The 16,993-nt window shown below is 65.7% G+C and carries 20 protein-coding genes; 9 read left to right on the top strand and 11 right to left on the bottom strand.

Annotated features, from left to right (window positions below):
* On the bottom strand, window positions 1-513 hold the full coding sequence (locus AC3A6P_RS32110) for an Rv2253/PknI dimerization domain-containing protein (protein ID WP_487696429.1): 513 nt from the start codon (window positions 511-513) through the stop codon (window positions 1-3).
* A 182-nt stretch (window positions 514-695) separates the two neighbouring features.
* On the opposite strand from AC3A6P_RS32110, the gene AC3A6P_RS32105 reads away from it, so the two are divergent.
* The 4 genes from AC3A6P_RS32105 (at window position 696) to AC3A6P_RS32090 (ending at window position 2,932) form a co-directional block, all read left to right on the top strand.
* The gene (locus tag AC3A6P_RS32105; RefSeq protein ID WP_487696428.1) at window positions 696-1,091 is read left to right on the top strand and encodes a hypothetical protein; all 396 of its coding nucleotides are present in this window, start codon (window positions 696-698) and stop codon (window positions 1,089-1,091) included.
* On the top strand, window positions 1,084-1,500 hold the full coding sequence (locus AC3A6P_RS32100) for a hypothetical protein (protein ID WP_487696427.1): 417 nt from the start codon (window positions 1,084-1,086) through the stop codon (window positions 1,498-1,500). The genes AC3A6P_RS32105 and AC3A6P_RS32100 overlap by 8 nt, the downstream gene beginning before the upstream one ends.
* A gap of 116 nt (window positions 1,501-1,616) precedes the next feature.
* On the top strand, window positions 1,617-2,321 hold the full coding sequence (locus AC3A6P_RS32095; RefSeq protein WP_487696426.1) for a hypothetical protein: 705 nt from the start codon (window positions 1,617-1,619) through the stop codon (window positions 2,319-2,321).
* Complete coding sequence (locus tag AC3A6P_RS32090) at window positions 2,318-2,932, top strand: twin-arginine translocation pathway signal (RefSeq protein ID WP_487696425.1); 615 nt, start codon at window positions 2,318-2,320, stop codon at window positions 2,930-2,932. The genes AC3A6P_RS32095 and AC3A6P_RS32090 overlap by 4 nt, the downstream gene beginning before the upstream one ends.
* On the opposite strand, the gene AC3A6P_RS32085 is transcribed toward AC3A6P_RS32090, so the two are convergent.
* From AC3A6P_RS32085 to AC3A6P_RS32075, 3 genes are read right to left on the bottom strand one after another with little or no spacing between them, the layout of a single operon-like run.
* Window positions 2,929-3,537 carry a PaaI family thioesterase gene (locus AC3A6P_RS32085; RefSeq protein ID WP_487696424.1) on the bottom strand — a complete coding sequence of 203 codons (609 nt, stop codon included), beginning with the start codon at window positions 3,535-3,537 and terminating at the stop codon, window positions 2,929-2,931. The two genes, AC3A6P_RS32090 and AC3A6P_RS32085, sit on opposite strands and share 4 nt — an antisense overlap.
* Window positions 3,534-5,099, bottom strand: coding sequence for an FAD-binding protein (locus AC3A6P_RS32080; RefSeq protein ID WP_487696423.1), 1,566 nt, complete (start codon window positions 5,097-5,099; stop codon window positions 3,534-3,536). Before AC3A6P_RS32080 ends, AC3A6P_RS32085 begins: the two co-directional genes overlap by 4 nt.
* Window positions 5,092-5,613 (bottom strand): flavin reductase family protein, encoded by a 522-nt coding sequence (locus AC3A6P_RS32075; protein WP_487696422.1) that lies wholly within the window; start codon window positions 5,611-5,613, stop codon window positions 5,092-5,094. The genes AC3A6P_RS32080 and AC3A6P_RS32075 overlap by 8 nt, the downstream gene beginning before the upstream one ends.
* Window positions 5,614-5,761: 148 nt before the next feature.
* Between AC3A6P_RS32075 and AC3A6P_RS32070 the strand changes: the two genes are divergently transcribed.
* The 3 genes from AC3A6P_RS32070 (at window position 5,762) to AC3A6P_RS32060 (ending at window position 8,235) form a co-directional block, all read left to right on the top strand.
* Window positions 5,762-6,430: a PadR family transcriptional regulator gene (locus tag AC3A6P_RS32070; RefSeq protein ID WP_487696421.1), complete on the top strand. Its 669-nt coding sequence runs from the start codon at window positions 5,762-5,764 to the stop codon at window positions 6,428-6,430.
* Window positions 6,431-6,493: 63 nt separating this feature from the next.
* Window positions 6,494-7,762: an NADH:flavin oxidoreductase gene (locus tag AC3A6P_RS32065; protein WP_487696420.1), complete on the top strand. Its 1,269-nt coding sequence runs from the start codon at window positions 6,494-6,496 to the stop codon at window positions 7,760-7,762.
* Between the two features lie 38 nt (window positions 7,763-7,800).
* A complete protein-coding gene (locus AC3A6P_RS32060) occupies window positions 7,801-8,235 on the top strand; it encodes a hypothetical protein (RefSeq protein WP_487696419.1) in 435 nt (144 codons plus the stop codon).
* Between the two features lie 71 nt (window positions 8,236-8,306).
* On the opposite strand, the gene AC3A6P_RS32055 is transcribed toward AC3A6P_RS32060, so the two are convergent.
* Window positions 8,307-10,046 (bottom strand): 3-ketosteroid-delta-1-dehydrogenase, encoded by a 1,740-nt coding sequence (locus AC3A6P_RS32055; RefSeq protein WP_487696418.1) that lies wholly within the window; start codon window positions 10,044-10,046, stop codon window positions 8,307-8,309.
* 99 nt (window positions 10,047-10,145) lie between these two features.
* On the opposite strand from AC3A6P_RS32055, the gene AC3A6P_RS32050 reads away from it, so the two are divergent.
* A complete protein-coding gene (locus AC3A6P_RS32050) occupies window positions 10,146-11,285 on the top strand; it encodes a 3-ketosteroid-9-alpha-monooxygenase, oxygenase component (RefSeq protein WP_487696417.1) in 1,140 nt (379 codons plus the stop codon).
* Window positions 11,285-11,572: a ferredoxin gene (locus tag AC3A6P_RS32045; RefSeq protein WP_487696416.1), complete on the top strand. Its 288-nt coding sequence runs from the start codon at window positions 11,285-11,287 to the stop codon at window positions 11,570-11,572. The genes AC3A6P_RS32050 and AC3A6P_RS32045 overlap by 1 nt, the downstream gene beginning before the upstream one ends.
* Window positions 11,573-11,681: 109 nt before the next feature.
* Here the strand turns inward: AC3A6P_RS32045 and AC3A6P_RS32040 are convergent, their stop codons facing one another.
* The 6 genes from AC3A6P_RS32040 to AC3A6P_RS32015 form a co-directional block, all read right to left on the bottom strand.
* Window positions 11,682-12,464: an SDR family NAD(P)-dependent oxidoreductase gene (locus AC3A6P_RS32040; protein WP_487696415.1), complete on the bottom strand. Its 783-nt coding sequence runs from the start codon at window positions 12,462-12,464 to the stop codon at window positions 11,682-11,684.
* A 3-nt stretch (window positions 12,465-12,467) separates the two neighbouring features.
* A complete protein-coding gene (locus AC3A6P_RS32035) occupies window positions 12,468-13,544 on the bottom strand; it encodes a hypothetical protein (RefSeq protein WP_487696414.1) in 1,077 nt (358 codons plus the stop codon).
* A 110-nt stretch (window positions 13,545-13,654) separates the two neighbouring features.
* Window positions 13,655-14,587, bottom strand: a complete 933-nt coding sequence (locus AC3A6P_RS32030; RefSeq protein WP_487696413.1) for an alpha/beta hydrolase — start codon at window positions 14,585-14,587, stop codon at window positions 13,655-13,657.
* Between the two features lies 1 nt (window position 14,588).
* Window positions 14,589-15,449: an SDR family NAD(P)-dependent oxidoreductase gene (locus tag AC3A6P_RS32025; protein WP_487696412.1), complete on the bottom strand. Its 861-nt coding sequence runs from the start codon at window positions 15,447-15,449 to the stop codon at window positions 14,589-14,591.
* 3 nt (window positions 15,450-15,452) lie between these two features.
* Window positions 15,453-15,929 (bottom strand): nuclear transport factor 2 family protein, encoded by a 477-nt coding sequence (locus AC3A6P_RS32020; RefSeq protein ID WP_487696411.1) that lies wholly within the window; start codon window positions 15,927-15,929, stop codon window positions 15,453-15,455.
* A gap of 64 nt (window positions 15,930-15,993) precedes the next feature.
* The gene (locus tag AC3A6P_RS32015) at window positions 15,994-16,989 is read right to left on the bottom strand and encodes an acyl-CoA dehydrogenase family protein (protein ID WP_487696482.1); all 996 of its coding nucleotides are present in this window, start codon (window positions 16,987-16,989) and stop codon (window positions 15,994-15,996) included.
* Window positions 16,990-16,993: the final 4 nt, after the last annotated feature.

Below are 16,993 nucleotides of genomic sequence, written 5' to 3'. Positions count from 1 at the left end.
TCAATCGCTGATCTTGACGAGCTTGAACGGCATGCTGATGAACAGCGGCCTGCTGATTCCGCAGGCCCCGCTGGGGCCGGTGGTCTGGTCCTCACCGACCAGCATGTCCGACGACTGGTCGGTCTGACTCCCATCGGCAACCGTGGGTACGAACCGGAACACCTGGAGTCCGTCGGCCGCGGTCCCATCCGGGCACGGTTCCCAGCGCGCAACGTTGTGTTTGACGTACCAGACCCCGCCGGTGCGATAGATGGGCGCGTCCCAACCCTGGTCACTGCGAACAGTTCCCGTGCATTCGGTGGGGTAGGAGCACTGGGTCGAGACGGTCCAGGTCGCTCGGACCACCGCTTCGTCGCGAAACACCTCGTTCTTCTTCGCCCACTCTCCGTTGGAGGTGGCCGAGTAGGTTCCGTTGAGACCCCAGTCTTCCGACGCCGACGCCGGTGTGGCCGTCACCACCACGGCCGAGGCGGCCAGCATTGCGGCCGTACTCACGACCTTCACCAAACCCATCGGGTAGTCCTCCGTTTTCGATGTGGCGCGCACCACAAAGGTGCACGACGCTAACAAGCGCCGCCCCGGAGGTCGACTGTTCTGACCGCTGAGCGGGACCGATACCACCCTCGTCACGGTGAACCTTCCGCCCAGAGGGACGGACCGCCCGGCAGGGTGGTCGGTGGTGCCACAGTGTGACCGTGCGCACAACCGTCACTGCGGCCATGCTCGCCGCGATGATCGCTGCCGGCCTGCCTCCCGCTGTTGCAGGGGCTGAACCCCCGACACCTGCGGCCTCGTGCACAGAGCCATCCTGTGTGCCGGGAATCCGCGGCCACGTGGTGCTCGGGGCAGGGTGTTCGGGCACCTCTTACTACGTGTTCGGTACCACCGACTGGGGCCGGTTGGTGTTCTGTGGATCGCCCCGCCGATATGCGCCCCGATACTTCAGATCACCGAAGATGGAGGGCATCCGTGTCGAGAACACGAACTGCACGGGCTTCGAGAATTCGGTGGCACAGGCGCCCGACGGACTGTTCCTGGCCTGCACCGGCTCCAGCGGCGAGAGTCGCTGGACGCGGGGTGACAATGCCTAGGCCGGGGCTGTTCGCCGCGTCTGTGTCTCTGGGGTTGATCGTCTCGACGCTCACGGGTACAGGTCTGGCGGCCGCGGAACCGGCGGCCCGGCAGGTCCGCTACACCGTGACCACTGACCAGCCGGTGACCGCCGACATCTACTTTCGGGACACCGACCCGCCCAGCTGGGCTGACTACAGCCACAATCCTTATGAGTACAGCCCCAAGGTGGAGGTGAAGGTCGGGCCGGACACACCATGGGTGCTCGAGGTGAACCTGATCGATCCCGACCGGTGGGCGATGGTCACGGCCACCAGCGGCCGCGGACCGAATGAACCGCAGTTCCGCTGCGAGTTGGCCGTCGACGGCGTGGTGGTGCGTTCGAACACCGGGCCCAAAGGCGCGCTGTGCTCGATGCGGAACTGGTGAGCCCTGCTGACCAGTCAGTGGGAACCATGGGGCCAGGAGTGTGACGTGGGGCACTACCGTGCCGCAGTGACGTCGTTGGCGAGGAGGCCGCAAGGCCTCGATTCGAGGGATCTGGGTTGACATCGGAAAGTGACGCCTCGGCGCTGGCGAGGGCGGCCGAAGCCGAAGCCGAAGCCGCGCTCGCCGCGGCGGAGGAGGCCAGGGCCCGAGCCGCGCTGCTGCGTGAACAAGCCGACCGCGAGATGTTGGACGAAGCCGCGGTCGAATCGGAAATCGACCCGTGCGACGCCGATGAGACCGAGACCGGCTCCGCGCAGGTGCCGGTGCGCCGCCGCGCGATCCCGCTGAGGGCAGTGGGCGTCGTTGCGGCGTCGTTGCTCACGGTGGCACTGCTGGCCGCGAGTGGATACATGGTGTGGCACCACCAGCAGGCGCAGAACACACACCAGCAGGAGGCCCGGTACGCCGCAGCCGCGCGGCAGGTCGTCTTCACCCTGATGTCCATCGACGCCGCCAAGGCCGAGGACAACGTGGCGCAGATACTGGACAGCTCGACAGGCCAGTTTCACACTGAATTTGAAGGTGCAGCACAGGATTTCATTCAACTGGCCCAGGACGGAAAGGTGGTCACCGACGTCGACGTCAAGGCCGCCGCCGTCGAATCGGTGACCGACGACTCGGCCGTCGTCCTGGTGACCGCGGCATCAACGGTCTCCAACGCCGCCGGCGCCGATACACAGCCCCGCCAGTGGCGCCTACGGGTGGACATGGTGCAAGACCAAGGACAGTTGAAGATGTCGAAGATGGAGTTCGTTCTGTGACCACCGATTCCGCCATCAGAACGACCGACATCGAGACCGACAAGTTCGACAGCAACGACCTCGAATCGGACCCCCACGCAGTCGAGACGGTTGAACCCGAGCCCGCGAATACCCCACGGCGCGGTACCCGACGCCGGTGGTCCATGCTGCTCGGTGCTCTCGTCGTGATCGCCTCTGCAGCAGCCGCGGGCTTTCTCTACGCGACGCAGTACCGCGAGGATCTGGCCACCGACAAGTCGGCCACGGCAGCGGCGGTGCAGGCCGCGACGGATGGAGCCGTCGCGGTCCTGAGCTATCAGCCGGACACGATCGAGGCGGACCTGACCGCTGCGCAGTCGCACCTGACGGGTGAATTCCTCACTTATTACACCGATTTCAGCGAGCAGGTTCTCAAGCCTGCGGCCAAAGACCGCGCGGTGAGCACGCAGGCAACCGTGGTCGGTGCGGCCGACACCGAGATCGGCCCGGACACCGCCAAGGTGCTGGTGTTCGTCAACCAGTCGACAGTGAGTCGCGACCGCCCCGAACCCGCCCAGAGTGCCAGCAGCGTCATGGTCAGTCTCGCCAAAGTCGATGGACGATGGCTGATCTCGGCCTTCGAGCCCATCTAGCCCGCCGGGCGGAGGAAGATACCCTGCGCCTCGACCGTGGTTTCCCCATTGCTGATGAGACGGCCCCGCGCATAGACCTTGCGACCGGACTCGTGCTCCACCCACGCCTCGCCGCGCAGCCGCCCCAGTGGCGTGGGGCGGACAAAACGTATCTGCAAGGTGCCGGTGAAGCCGGGTCGGCCCGGCTGGTGCACCGGAGCACTTAGCAGATGATCGAGCACGAGGGCGCAGATCCCGCCGTGCACCAGACCGGGCGGACCTTCGTAAGCAGCGCCGAGGTCGACCTCAGTGCTGGCCTGTCCCGGTGCGTCGTGGACGATGTGCAGCGGTGGGGCGACCGCGTTCCGCAGTCCCATCGCAACGTTGCCCCACGGTTCTCCATGCCGCTGTAATGGCGAACTGGTTCCGAAGGATCCAGGCATCACCTGCTCGCCCAGCAGTTCGAGTGCCTTCTGGATGTGGGCATGCGCAGCGGTGGCGGACTCCAGGGTGACGTCGGTGCGCACCAGAGTGTCCACCAGGACGCGCACCGACTGCGTCAGTGGCTCGTACACCGCACGTGCGGCGGCGATGTCCGATGGATGGACGGCGACATGCTCGATCACGCGGTTTCTCTCTTGCTCATGTCCATGGCGGCCAGGTGACTGAACAACACCGATGCCCCTATCGGATTTCCGCCGCCCGGATAGGTGGTGCCCGACACCGCGGCCATGGTGTTGCCTGCGGCATAGAGGCCCGGAATGGGTCTGCCGGAGTTGTCCAGGACACGGGCGCAGGTGTCGGTACGCAAGCCGCCCTTGGTACCCAGATCCGAGACACCGAAGGCGGCGGCGTGGAAGGGCGGCTGGTCGATGGGCACCAGCGGGAGCTGCCCGCCGGAGAACGCCCGATCGTAGGGCTCGTCACCGCGGCCGAAGTCGCTGTCGGCGCCGGCGGCGACCATGGTGTTGAACCGAGACACTGTGTCCGAGAGTGCCTTCGGGTCGATCCCCAGCAGCAAAGCCAACTCCTCGAGCGTGTCCGCGGTGCGCCACAGACCGGCGTCGCGGTACCGGGCGGTGTCGACCATCGACACATTGGTGGCCTTGACCGGAGGCACCTCACCCTCACGGTCGTCGTAGATCATCCAGAACGGCAACGTCAGCGCCCCGGAATCCAGCTGCGTCAATGCGCTGCGGGCCAGCCGGTCATAGGGTGCGGATTCGTTGACAAAACGCCGGCCTGCCTGGTTGACGAAGATCCCGCCGGTGAACCACAGCGCAAAGGCTGCCCGGCCGTCGGGGTGGGCCAATCCCGGTGACCACCATGCCTGGTCCATCAGATCGACGTCGGCGCCAAGCCCGATGGCCGCCGTATGGGTTGCCCCGGTGTTTCCCGGACAGCCCATGGTGTCCTCGGCTCGGCCGGGTACACCCCACTGGTCTCGCATCTGTTGGTTGTGTTCGAATCCACCGGCCGCCAACAGGACTCCGCGACGCGCCCGGATTCGAAGGGTGCCGCCGTCGGCGTCGTGATCGGCAACGACACCGGCCACCGTGCCGTCGGCGTCGGCGATCAGTCCTCTCAGTGCGGTGTTGCGGTAGACGGTGACGTGCGGATGCCGCATCAGTGCCTTCAGGAACCTGCCGACCAGTGCCCGCCCTCCGACCAGGACATCAGGAGGCTCGGCGCCCAGCCGGTCGACATCGAGTGGGCCGCGCACACTGTCGGCCAGTGGGCCCAGATCCGAGGCGGGCAGCGGCGTGGGCACGATGTGTCTGCGACCGTCGGCGCGGGCGTTCTCAACCGCACCGTAGTAATCCGGCCAGGGGAGTTCGGCGAACTCCAGATCGCCGTCGCTCTCCAGGTATTCGATGAGCCGGGCCCCGCCATCGACGTAGGCGCGTTGCAGTTCGGCGGAAGTGCGATCGCCGACCACCCGACGGAAGTAGTCGAATGCGGACTCCAGGGTGTCATCGACGCCGGCACGGCGAGCCACCGGGCTGCACGGATACCACATGCCACCGCCACCGGAGTAGGCCGTGGTGCCACCGAAGCGGTCGGTGGCCTCGAGCAATGCGACGGACATACCCTCGCGGGCGGCGGTGTACGCGCCGGCAATCCCGCCGCCCGAGCCGACCACCACCACGTCGACCTCGACGTCGAAAGGCTCTGAGGCGTCAAGCATGTGCAGATATCGAGGCTGGGGCGCCGTCGGCGAAACCACCGAACCCACCACGGAAGAAGAGCAGCGGGGTCAGTTCATGGTGAGCCCGCAGACCCGTGACCCGGGCGACCACGATGGTGTGGTCGCCGGCTTCGTGCTCGAATTCGACCTCCGCGTCGATCGAGGCGAGGGTGCCCTCCAGGATCGGAGCTCCGGCAGCCGACGGTCGCCACTGCACACCGGCGAACTTGTCGCCACCTTTGCCTGCGAACTTCGCACAGAGATCACGTTGGCCGGCGGCGAGGACGTTCACGCACACCGACCGGTTCTCGCGGATCCTCGGCCAGCTGCTCGAGGTGTTTGCAGGACAGAACGAAATGTAAGGCGGGTCCAAGGACACCGACGTGACAGATTGGCAGGTGAAGCCCACCGGGCCGCGGCCGTCCGTGCCGGTGATCACTGCTACCCCGGTGCAGAAATGGCCGAGGACCCGCCGCATCGATGCGGGGTCGGGCGTCTGGTCGACTACTCGCATAACGGAATCTGCGCTGATGGGGATCACCTTCCTGATGGATGCTGTTTCCAACGTTCACTGTCATCGGAACCGGGGGAGCGGACAAGTATCAGTCCCGGTCAGCGGATCTTCCGCGCCCGACTGACCGCCGGATTGTTAGGCTTGACAAATGCAGGCGAGCGCCGGGGGGCCGAACGTCACAGCCACGGGCTGGGCGCTGCTCGGCGTGCTGTCGTACCAAGATGAACTGTCGGGCTACGACATCAAGAAGTGGACCGAGTGGAGTTTGAGGTTCTTCTACGGAAGTCCGGCTTACAGTCAGATCTACACCGAGCTCAAGAAACTCGAAGACCGAGGGCTGCTGTCGTCACGCGTGGACACCGACGGAGGGGCGCGCAGCAAGCGACTGTACAAGATCACCGACGCGGGCTCCGCAGCGCTCACGGAGTGGGCGGAGAAGGCGCCGGTCGACCCGCCGCAACTCAAACACAACGCCCTCTTGCGGGTGATGTTCGGCCACCTGAGCAATCCCCGCCGTCTCAAAGAGATCATGCAGGAGCACGTGGCCTACGCGGATCGCATGCAGCGGGAGGCCGCGGTGGAAGTGCGCTGGGCGGAGGTGGAGCCGGCCTGGGCCTATGGCCGGGTGGTGTTGCAGTGGGCCGAGCGGTATTACGCCGCCGAACGCGAAATGGCGCTGTCGTTGATCAAAGACCTCGACGAAGCCGAGGAGTCCTTCGCGAAAGCCTCTGCCGAACGTGGGCACGGCACACCGCCGCTGCTGCGGGACTACTGGTACGAGATCGAACGGAAGGTCCAGGCCGAAGAAGCGGAGTGACGTCCGCCCGGTGAGTGGAATGCCGGTGAGCGATCGGCTGAGCGCGGTGTAAGAACGTCATTCATGGCGCGACCATCCAGCCTTCCGAACGCTCCGGCAGATCCGTTCCAACCCGCAACGCTGGGTCCGGTGACGCTCCGAAATCGCATCATCAAGGCGGCGACGTCGGAGGGGCGGTCTCCGGACGGCCTGGTTACCGACGATCTCATCGAGTTTCACCGCCGCTTCGCCGCCGGCGGCGTCGGAATGACGACAGTCGCATACTGCACGGTGGCCGAGGATGCCGCCAGCGCGCCGGGACAGATCAACATGAGCCGCGCAGCGATCCCTGGGTTGCGCAAGCTCGCCGATGCGGTGCATGAAGCCGGGGCTGCGGTGTCCGCGCAGCTCGGGCACGCGGGCGTGGTGGGTGGCCGCCGGGTCAACAAGGTGACCCCGCTGGCGCCGAGCCGTTTCGTCAATCCACAGTCTTTCGACTACTGCAGGCCCATCACGCGGGCCGAAATACAGAACGTCGTCGAGCAATTCGGCGATGCTGCCCAGGTTGCCGTGGACGCCGGGTTCGATGCCGTCGAACTGCACCTTGGTCACCTGTACCTGCCGAGCTCGTTCCTGAGCCCGGCCATGAACCGACGCAAGGACGAGTACGGCGGCAGCATCGAGAACCGGGCCCGGTTCTGCCGCCAGATCGCCCAACACGTGCGTGACGTGGTGGAGGACAAGATCGCCGTCATCGCGAAGCTCAGCATGGAAGACGGGCTCCGCGGGGGCATCTCGATCCCGGAGTCGCTGCGAGTTGTCCAATTGCTGGACGCCGACCGCAATCTCGACGCCATCGAACTCACCCAGGGTTCCTCGGTGTTCAAACCGATGTACCTGTTCCGGGGCGACACTCCGGTGGACGAGTTCGCCGCCGCGATGAAGCCCCCGATCAACCTGGCGCTGAGGGTGATGGGGAAGTGGGCACTGGGGTCCTATCCCTACCGGGACCAGTACATGCTCGAATCGGCACGCCAGTTCCTGCCGGTAGTCGCGCATACGCCGCTCATCTTGCTCGGCGGCGTCACCGCCCACCAGCACATCGTCGATGCCGTCGACGAGGGCTTCTCCTACGTCGCGATCGGCCGGGCCCTGTTACGTGAGCCGGACTTGATCAACCAGATGGCTGAGAATCCCGAGAAGCGAAGCCTCTGCAATCACAACAACAAGTGCATGGTGACGGTGTTCGGCCGCACTCATTGTGTTCTGGATCCCGAACAGCGCTACGGCGACGTCGGCGACGATCTTTTCCGAAGCCGCAGACTGCTACTGCAGCAGGTCGACACCGTATGAACCGATCTCGGAGGGCGACGGCGACTATGAAGGCGGCCATGCTTGCGGTCGTGTTGGCGCTGGCGGCGTTATGGAATCCTGCCGCGGTGCAGGCCGTGACGCCGTATGGCAATTTCGAGATGCAGATTCAGGGCCGCTATGACTTTCACACCTGGATCTGGGCTGTGTCACGTTGTCGCCCAGAAGATCCCGCCGACTGCCTTCAGATCCAGGGCATTCCCCAGCCCAACGCCAGGGCGTTTCCGTACAAAGCCGACGCGAACCTGGTCGACGGGCGTTACGTCCTCACCATCGACATGCCAGAGGGCTTGCGGTGTGGGAATGTCTACTACGGACCTGTGATCCCCACCCGCGATGTCTACACGTGGGATCCGGTCACTCTGATCGGCGAGATGAACTCGTCCTTCGCCGCTGGTTGCGACGGGGCGCCGGGCGGGACCTTCACCTACCCATTTCGACTGGTAAGGCTGTAGACCGGCAGAAGCGTGACCGGTGCGCCGCGGCCCCGCCCGCTCGGGAAGGTGGCCACGGCGCCGGTGTCGTCTCAGTGTGTGGCAGTGGGCAGTGGCCCACTGGGCAGCGCGCCGGCCGCGTCATGGGCAGCGAGGTACCCGTAGACCAAACCCTGGGCGATGGTGGCGCCCGCGCCCGGATAGGTGGCTCCGAAGGCGTTGGCCGCGGTGTTGCCGATCGCGTACAGACCGCTGATCGGCGTACCGTCCTCACGAAGCACCCGGGCGCGGTCGTCGGCGCGCAAGCCACCGCAGGTGCCGAGATCGCTGAGCACCATCTTGACGGCGAAGAAGGGCCCGTGTTCTAGGGCCCGTAGGTTGGGATTCGGGGTGACGGTCAGATCGCCGTAGTACCGGTCGTAGGCGCTGCGTCCGCGTTCGAAGTCGGAATCCTGGCCGGCCTTCGACATCTCGTTGAAATGCCCTGCAGTGGCGGTGAATTGGGCCTCCGGAACCCCGATCTCGTGGGCCAGTTGGGAGAAACTGTCAGCTCGGTGGGCGATGCCGGCGTCATACCAGTACTGCGGAATCGGCATGCGCGGAAACAACTCCGCCGCAAAGACGTAGCTGTTGCGATACTGCTGGTCGAAGATGATCCACATGGACTCCACCGGGTCGCCTGCGCGTTCACGCTGCAGAATCCGTTGACCGAATGACATGTAGTCCGTGGACTCGTTGACGAACCGGCGACCGGTCTGGTCGACGATGAAGCAGCCTGGCAACGAGCGTTCCGCCAGCATCACCTTGGGCGCGCCATCGGGCAGGGCCGCCACGGCAGGGAACCACCACGACTGATCCATCGATTCAATTGCGGCACCGACGTCCTGGCCCAACCTGATGGCGTCTCCGGTGTTGGTCTCGGCACCCAGACTGGCATGGTCGGACAGAGACTCCGATTGGAACTTCCGTCGCATGTCCATGTGGTGGTCGAAGCCGCCCGCCGCCAACACGACACCGTGGCGTGCGGTGATCGTCACGGACCTGCCGCCCTGGTCGACGACAGCTCCGGTGACACCGCCGTCGTTGTCGGTGACCAACTGTCGTAGCGTGGTGTCGAGCCAGATGGGGGTGCCGGCTTTCAGGACCCCTGCGAACAGTCCCGCCGCCAGTGCCTGCCCACCGGCGGCGTAGTGCCGGCCCATCAAGAGACCGCCCACCCCTTGCGCCAACCGCTTGGCCACCAACGGCAGCCCCTTGCGAGGGACCTTGGCCATCAGGTTCAGCCACCGATAGTCCGCGCCGGTGGTCGGCATCGGAACCTTGACTTCCATGACGCCCGGACGAAGCTTGGCGCGGTACTCACCCAGCACCGCGGTATCCAAAGGCCGGCACTCGCAGGTCCGCCCGGCCGCCGACCCGCCCGGTGCCTCCGGGTGGTAATCCGAATAGTCCTTGGCCCAGAACAGGCGCATCGGGGTGGTGCGGCGCAGCAGGTCTACGGTCGCGTCGACGTGGGCAAGGAATGCGGCGGAACGGTGCGGTGAGGCCGTTCCGTCGACAACCGAGTCGAGGTAGGTCTGGGCCCGCTCGGCGGTGTCCCCGGCGCCGGCGCCGTCGAGCACCTGGCTGTGCGGCAGCCAGAGGGCGCCACCGGAGCGCGCGGTGGAGCCTCCGACGAAGCCGGACTTCTCCACGATCAGCACGGACAGGCCGAGATCCGCGGCCGCCAGTGCCGCGGCCAGACCGCTTCCGGAGCCCACCACCAGGAGATCGACGGTGGTGTCTGCGACGGGTGCTCCGGCGGGAATGGTGCTAGTAGGCGTAAAGGTCACAGCGTGACGCTAGGTGGGTGCAACCACGCTGGGCACGCCATGTCCTGATGAGCGGAACATGCCGTGTCGGGCACCTGCTGACGGCGGTAGAACACAACGATGACTCAACAGCCCGATGTCGATGTTCGGCTGATCGAAGCGGAGGCGGCGCCGACCCGCTTTGCGCGTGGTTGGCACTGCCTGGGACTCATCCGAGATTTCGGCGATGGCCGCCCGCATTCCATCAACGCTTTCGGTCAGAAGCTGGTGGTGTTCCAGGGCGAGGACGGCAAGCTCAACGTCTTGGACGGCTATTGCAGGCACATGGGCGGCGACCTCAGCCAGGGCCAGGTGAAGGGTAACGAGGTCGCTTGTCCGTTCCACGATTGGCGCTGGGGCGGTGACGGCCGCTGCAAGCAGGTGCCCTACAGCAAGCGGGCACCGCGACTGGCCCGCACCGCGACGTGGCCGACACTGGTGCAGGACGGCATGCTCTTCGTGTGGAACGACCCGGAACGCAAGCCGCCGCCCGAGGACGTGACCATCCCCCGCATCGAAGGTGCCACCAGCGATGAGTGGACCGAGTGGCATTGGTACAGCACCGTGGTCAACACGAATTGCCGCGAAGTCATCGACAACGTCGTGGACATGGCGCACTTCTTCTACATCCACGGCTCGCTGCCAACGCACTTCAAGAACATCTTCGAAGGCCACGTGGCGATCCAGTACATGAACAGCGCCGGTCGCGGGGACCTGCAACCCCTGGAAGGCCCGAAAATGCTGGGCACCACCTCGGTGGCCGGTTATTACGGACCCTCTTTCATGATCGATGACCTGACCTACCACTACGAGAACATCGATCACCGCACTGTCCTGATTAACTGCCATTACCCGATCGACGAGAATTCCTTCGTCCTGCAGTACGGCATCATCGTCAAGAAGTCCGCGGAACTGACCGACGAACTTGCCATGCAGACCGCGATCGGACTCGGTGACTTCGTGAAGATGGGCTTCGAACAGGACGTCGAGATCTGGAAGAACAAGGCGCGCATCGACAATCCGCTCCTGGTCGAAGAAGACGGGCCTGTCTACCAGCTGCGGCGGTGGTATGAGCAGTTCTATGTGGACGTGGCCGACGTGACCCCCGACATGGTGGACCGCTTCGAGTTCGAGATTGACACCACCCGTCCGCGTGAAGCGTGGATGAAGGTGGTGGAAGCCAACATCGCGGCACAGGCGGCTGCAGCGGGCGCGGGTTGATGAGTATCCGCCCGGACAATAGATTGGCCACGGCGCCCATGGTTCCGGTGGCATGCCGGAACTGTGGTGCGCAGGTGTTGGCGCGCAAGAGCAGCTGGGAGCAGACCACCGTCCAGTGGAGTGCCGCGGCTACCCGCAGTTGCCCGCAGTGGCAGGAGGCGGCTGCCATGCCGGCCGCTGCGGGGCGGGCGGTGTTCCTGTCGTGTTCGGAGTTGACGGCCTCGATCCTCGATGCGGTGGAGGACGGCGCGGTGCCGATCGTCGACGAAATGGCAGTCAGCGACTGAGCTTTGCTAGGAAGTTGTTGGGACAGAGAAGCACGAGCGAGCGGGTTTGTACGTCAGACACCGGAGTGTCGTGTACAAACCCGCTCGCTCGCGCTACAGGGTGTGCCTGTCAGGCGTGGGCGCCGCCGTCGATGCGGATCTCGGTACCGGTGATGAAGGCGCCGTCATCGGAAGCGGCCATGGCGATCACCGACGCCACCTTGGACGGCTCACCGAGCACGCCGCCGTCACCCTGAGGCAGAATTGGCGTCTGCTTGGCCCACAGCCCCAGGTCGTAACCTTCGGGCATCTTGTCCAGCGTGCTCAACGCCAACGCGGTCGACACGCCACCAGGTTGGATGTTCACCGCACGCAGACCTTGCTTGGCGTATTCCAGTGCCAGGCAATGGGTGAACGCGAGGATGCCGCCCTTGCTGGCCGCATACGCCGACATGTACGGGTGTGCGAAGGACGCCGACGTGGAGGTGAAGTTGACCACCACCCCGCGACCCGACTCGAGCAGAGCGGCCAGTGCGGCTCGCACCATCAGAAACGTGCCGGTGAGGTTCACCGCGAGCGTTGCATTCCAGTCCGCCAGCGTGTGCTGGTGAGTGTGCGCGCAACGCTGGATGGCCGCGGCGTTGACCAGCACCTCCAGCCCGCCGAGTTCGCTGATCGACTGCGCCACAGCAGCATTCACCGCGTCTTCATCGGAGACGTCCAAGACGGCAGTGGTGAGCCGCTTCGCGGTCCCCGCTGCCTCGGCCGCCGCATACGTGCCGGCGAGTCCCTCGGCGGAGACGTCATAGGCGACGACAGTGCCGCCCTCGTCGAGCAGGCGCGCCACGGTGGCCTGCCCGATTCCTGAACCGGCGCCGGTGACCAGCACCCGCCGGTCGCTGAAACGCTCCATGGCTCAGGCCATCTGGAAGGCAGACAACGGCGCTTCCTCCGGATAGATGGCGGGGCCGCCGAGGTCGTAAGCGGCGTTCAGGGTACGGATGAACTCCGCGTCGTGCAGCGGGTTGTCGGGCATCTTGAGGTCCAGGCCCTGGCGGTTGAGATCCTTGACCATGGTGTCGATGGCCCGCTCGATGGTGAGGTCGTCGGAGTGGTCCATGTTCTTCTTGAGCTCGTCGAAATCCGAGAACACCTCGGCAGACCAGTGCACCAGGAAGCGCAGTTCGTCGGTGTGGTGCCGTGCCACCACGTCCTCGCCGTTCTTGAGCAGCCAGTGATCGCGGCTGGCCGGATCGCCGGTGAACACGGTGTCGAAGGCGAGCCCCTTGGGGGTCTGCTGGTCGACCGGACCATTGGCCTCGCCGCGGTGCACCATCATCTCGTTCTGCACGACGACGCCGCGGTTGTTCACCGGGGGCAGCAGCCGCCGCGGTTCCTTGAGCGGGCCGTCCGGCCAGTAGGTGAAGCCGCTGCTCTCGTCGAGCGAGAACCAGGTGATCACCTGCGCCATCTTGATCAGGTATTCCTGGAAGAGACCGGATTTGCCCATCACGCTGCACAGCCAGGTCGGTGCGTTCTCGTGGCGCACGCCGCGGAAGCTGGGGGAGTCGAGGTGGCCCGGGTCGCGGTTGGCGCAGGGCCCGTTGATGTTGAAGAGCATCAGTTCGGGCTTGGCGTACTTGGCATTCCAGTAGCTCTTGGCGTGATCGAGGAACGTCTCGTTGTAGAACACGTCGTGCAGCTCGGGGTAGAGCACCGCGCCGTAATTGGCCAGGTAGCCGCGGAACGTGGGGGTGAGGAACAGATCGAGCGACGGCTCGAATCCTTCGGGGAACGCTCCGCTCATGGTGGCCATCAATTCGTCGGCCGAGGCGAAGTGCTGAGCGATGATCAGCTTCCACGGGCCTTCGTTGCGGACCACGTCCAGCAGCCGCTGACGCTGGTCGTCGGTGTAGACGGTGTAGATCTCCCTCGGCGGGGATGCCGGCCGCAGGACGTTGGACAGCTCCAAACGCCGATCTTCAGTGAGCATCGGGTCTCCTCTTGTTGCTTCGACGCCATGCGGCGTTGTGAGTGAATTCTGGGGGATGTGAACGTTGTCGGAAATGTCACCTGTCCGGTCATCGGGAGACCGGATAGGGCTCAGAACCGTAGCGGCGTGGCGAATTTCGCTCGCAGCAGCGCCCCGGTTTCGGCGATGGCCAGCCGGCCGCGCGCAGTCGAGCCGGAGAACATCAGGAAGCCGTGGTAGGCACCCGGATACCTGGTCACCGTTGTCTGAACGCCCGCATCGCGCAGCCGTTCGGCGTAGCGCTCACCCCAGTCGCGGATGGGATCACAGGCCCCGGTGACCACGACGGCCTGCGGCAGCCCGGTCAGGTCGGCGGCCAGCGCTGGAACCCGGTACTGGTCCGGCGGCGTTGTCACGCCTTGATCAGCCAGTTCGTGCAGGTAGTCGATGTCGGCCCGGGTGAGCATCGGCGCATCAGGCATGGTGACGATCGAACGGCAGGTCATGTCCCGGTCCAGGCCCGGATACAGCAGCACCTGGCAGAACAGGCGTGGGCCGCCGCGGTCTCGGGCGGCCAACGCCACCGCAGCGGCCAGCGAACCGCCGGCGCTGTCACCGACGACGGTCAACCGGTGGGGGTCCACCCGCAGCGAGGCAGCGTTGGCGGCCACCCACACGGTGGCGGCGTACGCGTCGTCGAACTGAGCGGGCGGCGGCGCCTCTGGCGCCAACCGGTATTCCACTGACACCACTGTGGCACCGCTGACCGCTGCCAGCGTGCGAGCCAGTCCTTCGAAGGAGCGGTTGCTGCCGAGCACCAGCCCGCCGCCGTGGAAATACACCAGAACCGGAGCAGAATCGGTGGCCGACGGCCGATAGATGCGCACCGGGATGCCGTCGGCCGAGCGATCCTCGATCTCCACCATATCCGGGGAATCCACTGGGAGAGAGGTTGATTCGAGGTCCTGACGCAGCGCGGCCAGACCACGCTCCCGCATCGGCGGGATGACACCGAAGGATGCCACCCTGGCGGCGGCGTCGGGATCCAGATCGGGAACGACCATCTCAGTGTTTCGCCGGGTCGAAGCGCGGCTTGGTCCGCAGCACGGGTGCTCGCTGTTCGAAGAGCACCGCGGCGCGTTCAGCCATGGCCGAGCTCACGTACTCCGGCTGTGTCAGCAGGTAGAACCGGCCCTCGGCTGCCTGCTCGAAAACCACCTCGGCGGCTTCCACCGGATCCATGGCGCCGGCCTTGATGTCGAACATCGCCTCCCGTTGCGATTCGGCCGCATCCACATCGCCGTCGCTGACCCCACCGGCGGATTCGAAGATGTTGGACTTGACCGCACCAGGCAACACGGCCTGGACGTGAATGTGGTCATGACCAGCCAGTTGGGTCTCCAGCTCCAGGCACTCGGTGAGCGCCAGCACCGCGTGCTTGCTCATGATGTAGGGCGCCTGCAGCGGAACCACCGCCACACCCCCGATCGACGACAGGTTCCACACCCAGGCTGGGGTGCCGGCCTCGATCATCTTCGGTACGAAGGCTCGAATGCCGTGGTACACACCGGAGATGTTGATGTCGACGACACGCTGCCAGTTCGCCACGGGCGTGTCCCAGAGGTAGCCGAATTGCTCGATGCCGGCGTTGTTGACCAAGAGACGCACCGGGCCGATCTCCCGGAAGCACCGGTCCGCCAGTACCTCCACGGCGTCAAAATCGCGCACGTCGCACACGATGTCGAAAGCCGTGCCGCCGCCGGCGCGTAGTTCGTCACGCAGTCCGGCAATGGCGTCGCCGTCGACGTCGGTCAGGACGACGGTCATCCCCAACGCTGCAGCATGCCGGGCCAGACCGGCGCCGATCCCGGCGCCCGCCCCGGTGATGACGGCAACCCCACCCGAGAACGTCTCGCGGGCTCCCACCCGTCAGGCGCCTGCGATCGCGGCGTCACGCTCGGCAAGGTTCACCGAATTGGTGGTGTCGAGGATGACCTCCATATCGGTGAATTCCAGTCCGTCGGCGCCACGGCGCACCCCGACCTCGGCGATACCGCTGGAGACCGCGAACGGAACAAAGTTGGCGATCTGGTTGACGAAAATGTAGAAGCGGGCCCGGGTCACATCGCCTTGGATACCGATGCGGTGCAGGTTGGTGGCGTGGTGGCGCAGCGGGTAGGGGCTCTGCTGCCGATGGTCGCTCAGCCACTCCATGATCGTGTCCCTGCCTCGGAGTTCCGGCGACATCAAGTCCTCGAACGGGCTTGCACCGGAGTCGCTGCGGCTGTAGTACCGGGCGTCCTCGGCGTACGCCGCTGCCATGCGGTCGTAGTTCGCTTCGTCGTAGTCGAACCAGAAGCCGGCGATGAACTCTTGCAGATCGGACAGCGCGATGTCGTTGCTCATGCTTTCAGTCAAGCCGCGAAGTGGTCTGGGTAACAGGGCTGTTGCCCGGTCAGCGGAACGTCGGTCAACGTGCGACCAGGTCCCACAACCCGCCGCCGCCCACCTGTAGCGCCGTGGCCATCACCTGTTCATCCCAATGACGCACCGAACCGAACTCCGATCGCCACGCCAACGCGGCGCGGGTGAACTCGTGCAGCCGGTGCTCGCGAGTGGTGCCGAGGGCACCCAACGCCTGATGGGTGTTACGGACCACCACCGATGCGGCGTGCCCGGTGCACGAGCGTGCGACGGCCACCCGGAAGCCGAGATCGTCGGCCGACCAGTCGCTCCTGACGGCGGCGGTGAGGGCGGCTTCGGTGGCGGCCCGGGCCAGGGCCGCTTCCGCGGCGCTGTCGGCCACCAGATTCTGCACGGCCTGGAATTTGGCCAGTGGACGGCCGAACTGCACACGTGAACCGGTGTGTTCGACGGCCAGTGCCACCGCGGCGTCCAGGGCTGCGCACACCTGGATGGAGCGCACCAGCGCGGCCTTAAGCTCCAGTTGCGTCGCGACACGCTCCGACGCCGGCACCGACGGCAGGCTGCCGAGGAGATCCTCTGTGGCCGTGATGGAGTCGCGTGGCTCGCCGATCTGGTTGACACCTGCCGTGATCTGCAGAGCCCCGCGATCCACGTCGGCGGCCCGGATCTGCCCGCCGCCCTGCCATAGCAGCACCACCCGGTCGGACGAAGACGCCCAGGGCACCGCGTGTGCCACCCGGCTCGCGTCGAGCATGGCGACGGTGCGTATGGCGCCGTCTGCAGTGAATCCGAGCTCCTCTAACAGCCATCCCGCCAGTAAGTCGTGTTCCGCCAGAGGAATTCGCACTCCATGGCGGGCGGCTGCGGCGAGCAGTTCGGCCGCCTCGAGCCATCCGGCACCGCTGCCGCCGGTCTCCTCAGCGCCGGTGAGCCGGGCCAGGCCCAGTCCGTCGAGACGCTGCCACAGTTCGTCGTCACGCCGTAGCGCACCGGCGGGTGGGTGGCCTTCCCGGTACTCGGCGAAAACGGCATCCATCATCTGC

The organism is Mycobacterium sp. Soil_C_30, from assembly GCF_057656995.1.
Note: the sequence above shows the minus strand (reverse complement) of the source record. Positions and strands in the feature narration are given on the sequence as shown.

What these genes read in the sequence shown, in the direction of transcription:
- AC3A6P_RS32110 (WP_487696429.1), bottom strand. Translation starts at nt 513, where the DNA reads ATGGGTTTGGTGAAGGTCGTGAGTACGGCCGCAATGCTGGCCGCCTCG.
- AC3A6P_RS32100 (WP_487696427.1), top strand. Translation starts at nt 1,084, where the DNA reads ATGCCTAGGCCGGGGCTGTTCGCCGCGTCTGTGTCTCTGGGGTTGATC.
- AC3A6P_RS32080 (WP_487696423.1), bottom strand. Translation starts at nt 5,099, where the DNA reads ATGCTTGACGCCTCAGAGCCTTTCGACGTCGAGGTCGACGTGGTGGTG.
- AC3A6P_RS32075 (WP_487696422.1), bottom strand. Translation starts at nt 5,613, where the DNA reads ATGCGAGTAGTCGACCAGACGCCCGACCCCGCATCGATGCGGCGGGTC.
- AC3A6P_RS32070 (WP_487696421.1), top strand. Translation starts at nt 5,762, where the DNA reads ATGCAGGCGAGCGCCGGGGGGCCGAACGTCACAGCCACGGGCTGGGCG.
- AC3A6P_RS32065 (WP_487696420.1), top strand. Translation starts at nt 6,494, where the DNA reads ATGGCGCGACCATCCAGCCTTCCGAACGCTCCGGCAGATCCGTTCCAA.
- AC3A6P_RS32060 (WP_487696419.1), top strand. Translation starts at nt 7,801, where the DNA reads ATGCTTGCGGTCGTGTTGGCGCTGGCGGCGTTATGGAATCCTGCCGCG.
- AC3A6P_RS32050 (WP_487696417.1), top strand. Translation starts at nt 10,146, where the DNA reads ATGACTCAACAGCCCGATGTCGATGTTCGGCTGATCGAAGCGGAGGCG.
- AC3A6P_RS32045 (WP_487696416.1), top strand. Translation starts at nt 11,285, where the DNA reads ATGAGTATCCGCCCGGACAATAGATTGGCCACGGCGCCCATGGTTCCG.
- AC3A6P_RS32040 (WP_487696415.1), bottom strand. Translation starts at nt 12,464, where the DNA reads ATGGAGCGTTTCAGCGACCGGCGGGTGCTGGTCACCGGCGCCGGTTCA.
- AC3A6P_RS32035 (WP_487696414.1), bottom strand. Translation starts at nt 13,544, where the DNA reads ATGCTCACTGAAGATCGGCGTTTGGAGCTGTCCAACGTCCTGCGGCCG.
- AC3A6P_RS32030 (WP_487696413.1), bottom strand. Translation starts at nt 14,587, where the DNA reads ATGGTCGTTCCCGATCTGGATCCCGACGCCGCCGCCAGGGTGGCATCC.
- AC3A6P_RS32020 (WP_487696411.1), bottom strand. Translation starts at nt 15,929, where the DNA reads ATGAGCAACGACATCGCGCTGTCCGATCTGCAAGAGTTCATCGCCGGC.
- AC3A6P_RS32015 (WP_487696482.1), bottom strand. Translation starts at nt 16,989, where the DNA reads ATGATGGATGCCGTTTTCGCCGAGTACCGGGAAGGCCACCCACCCGCC.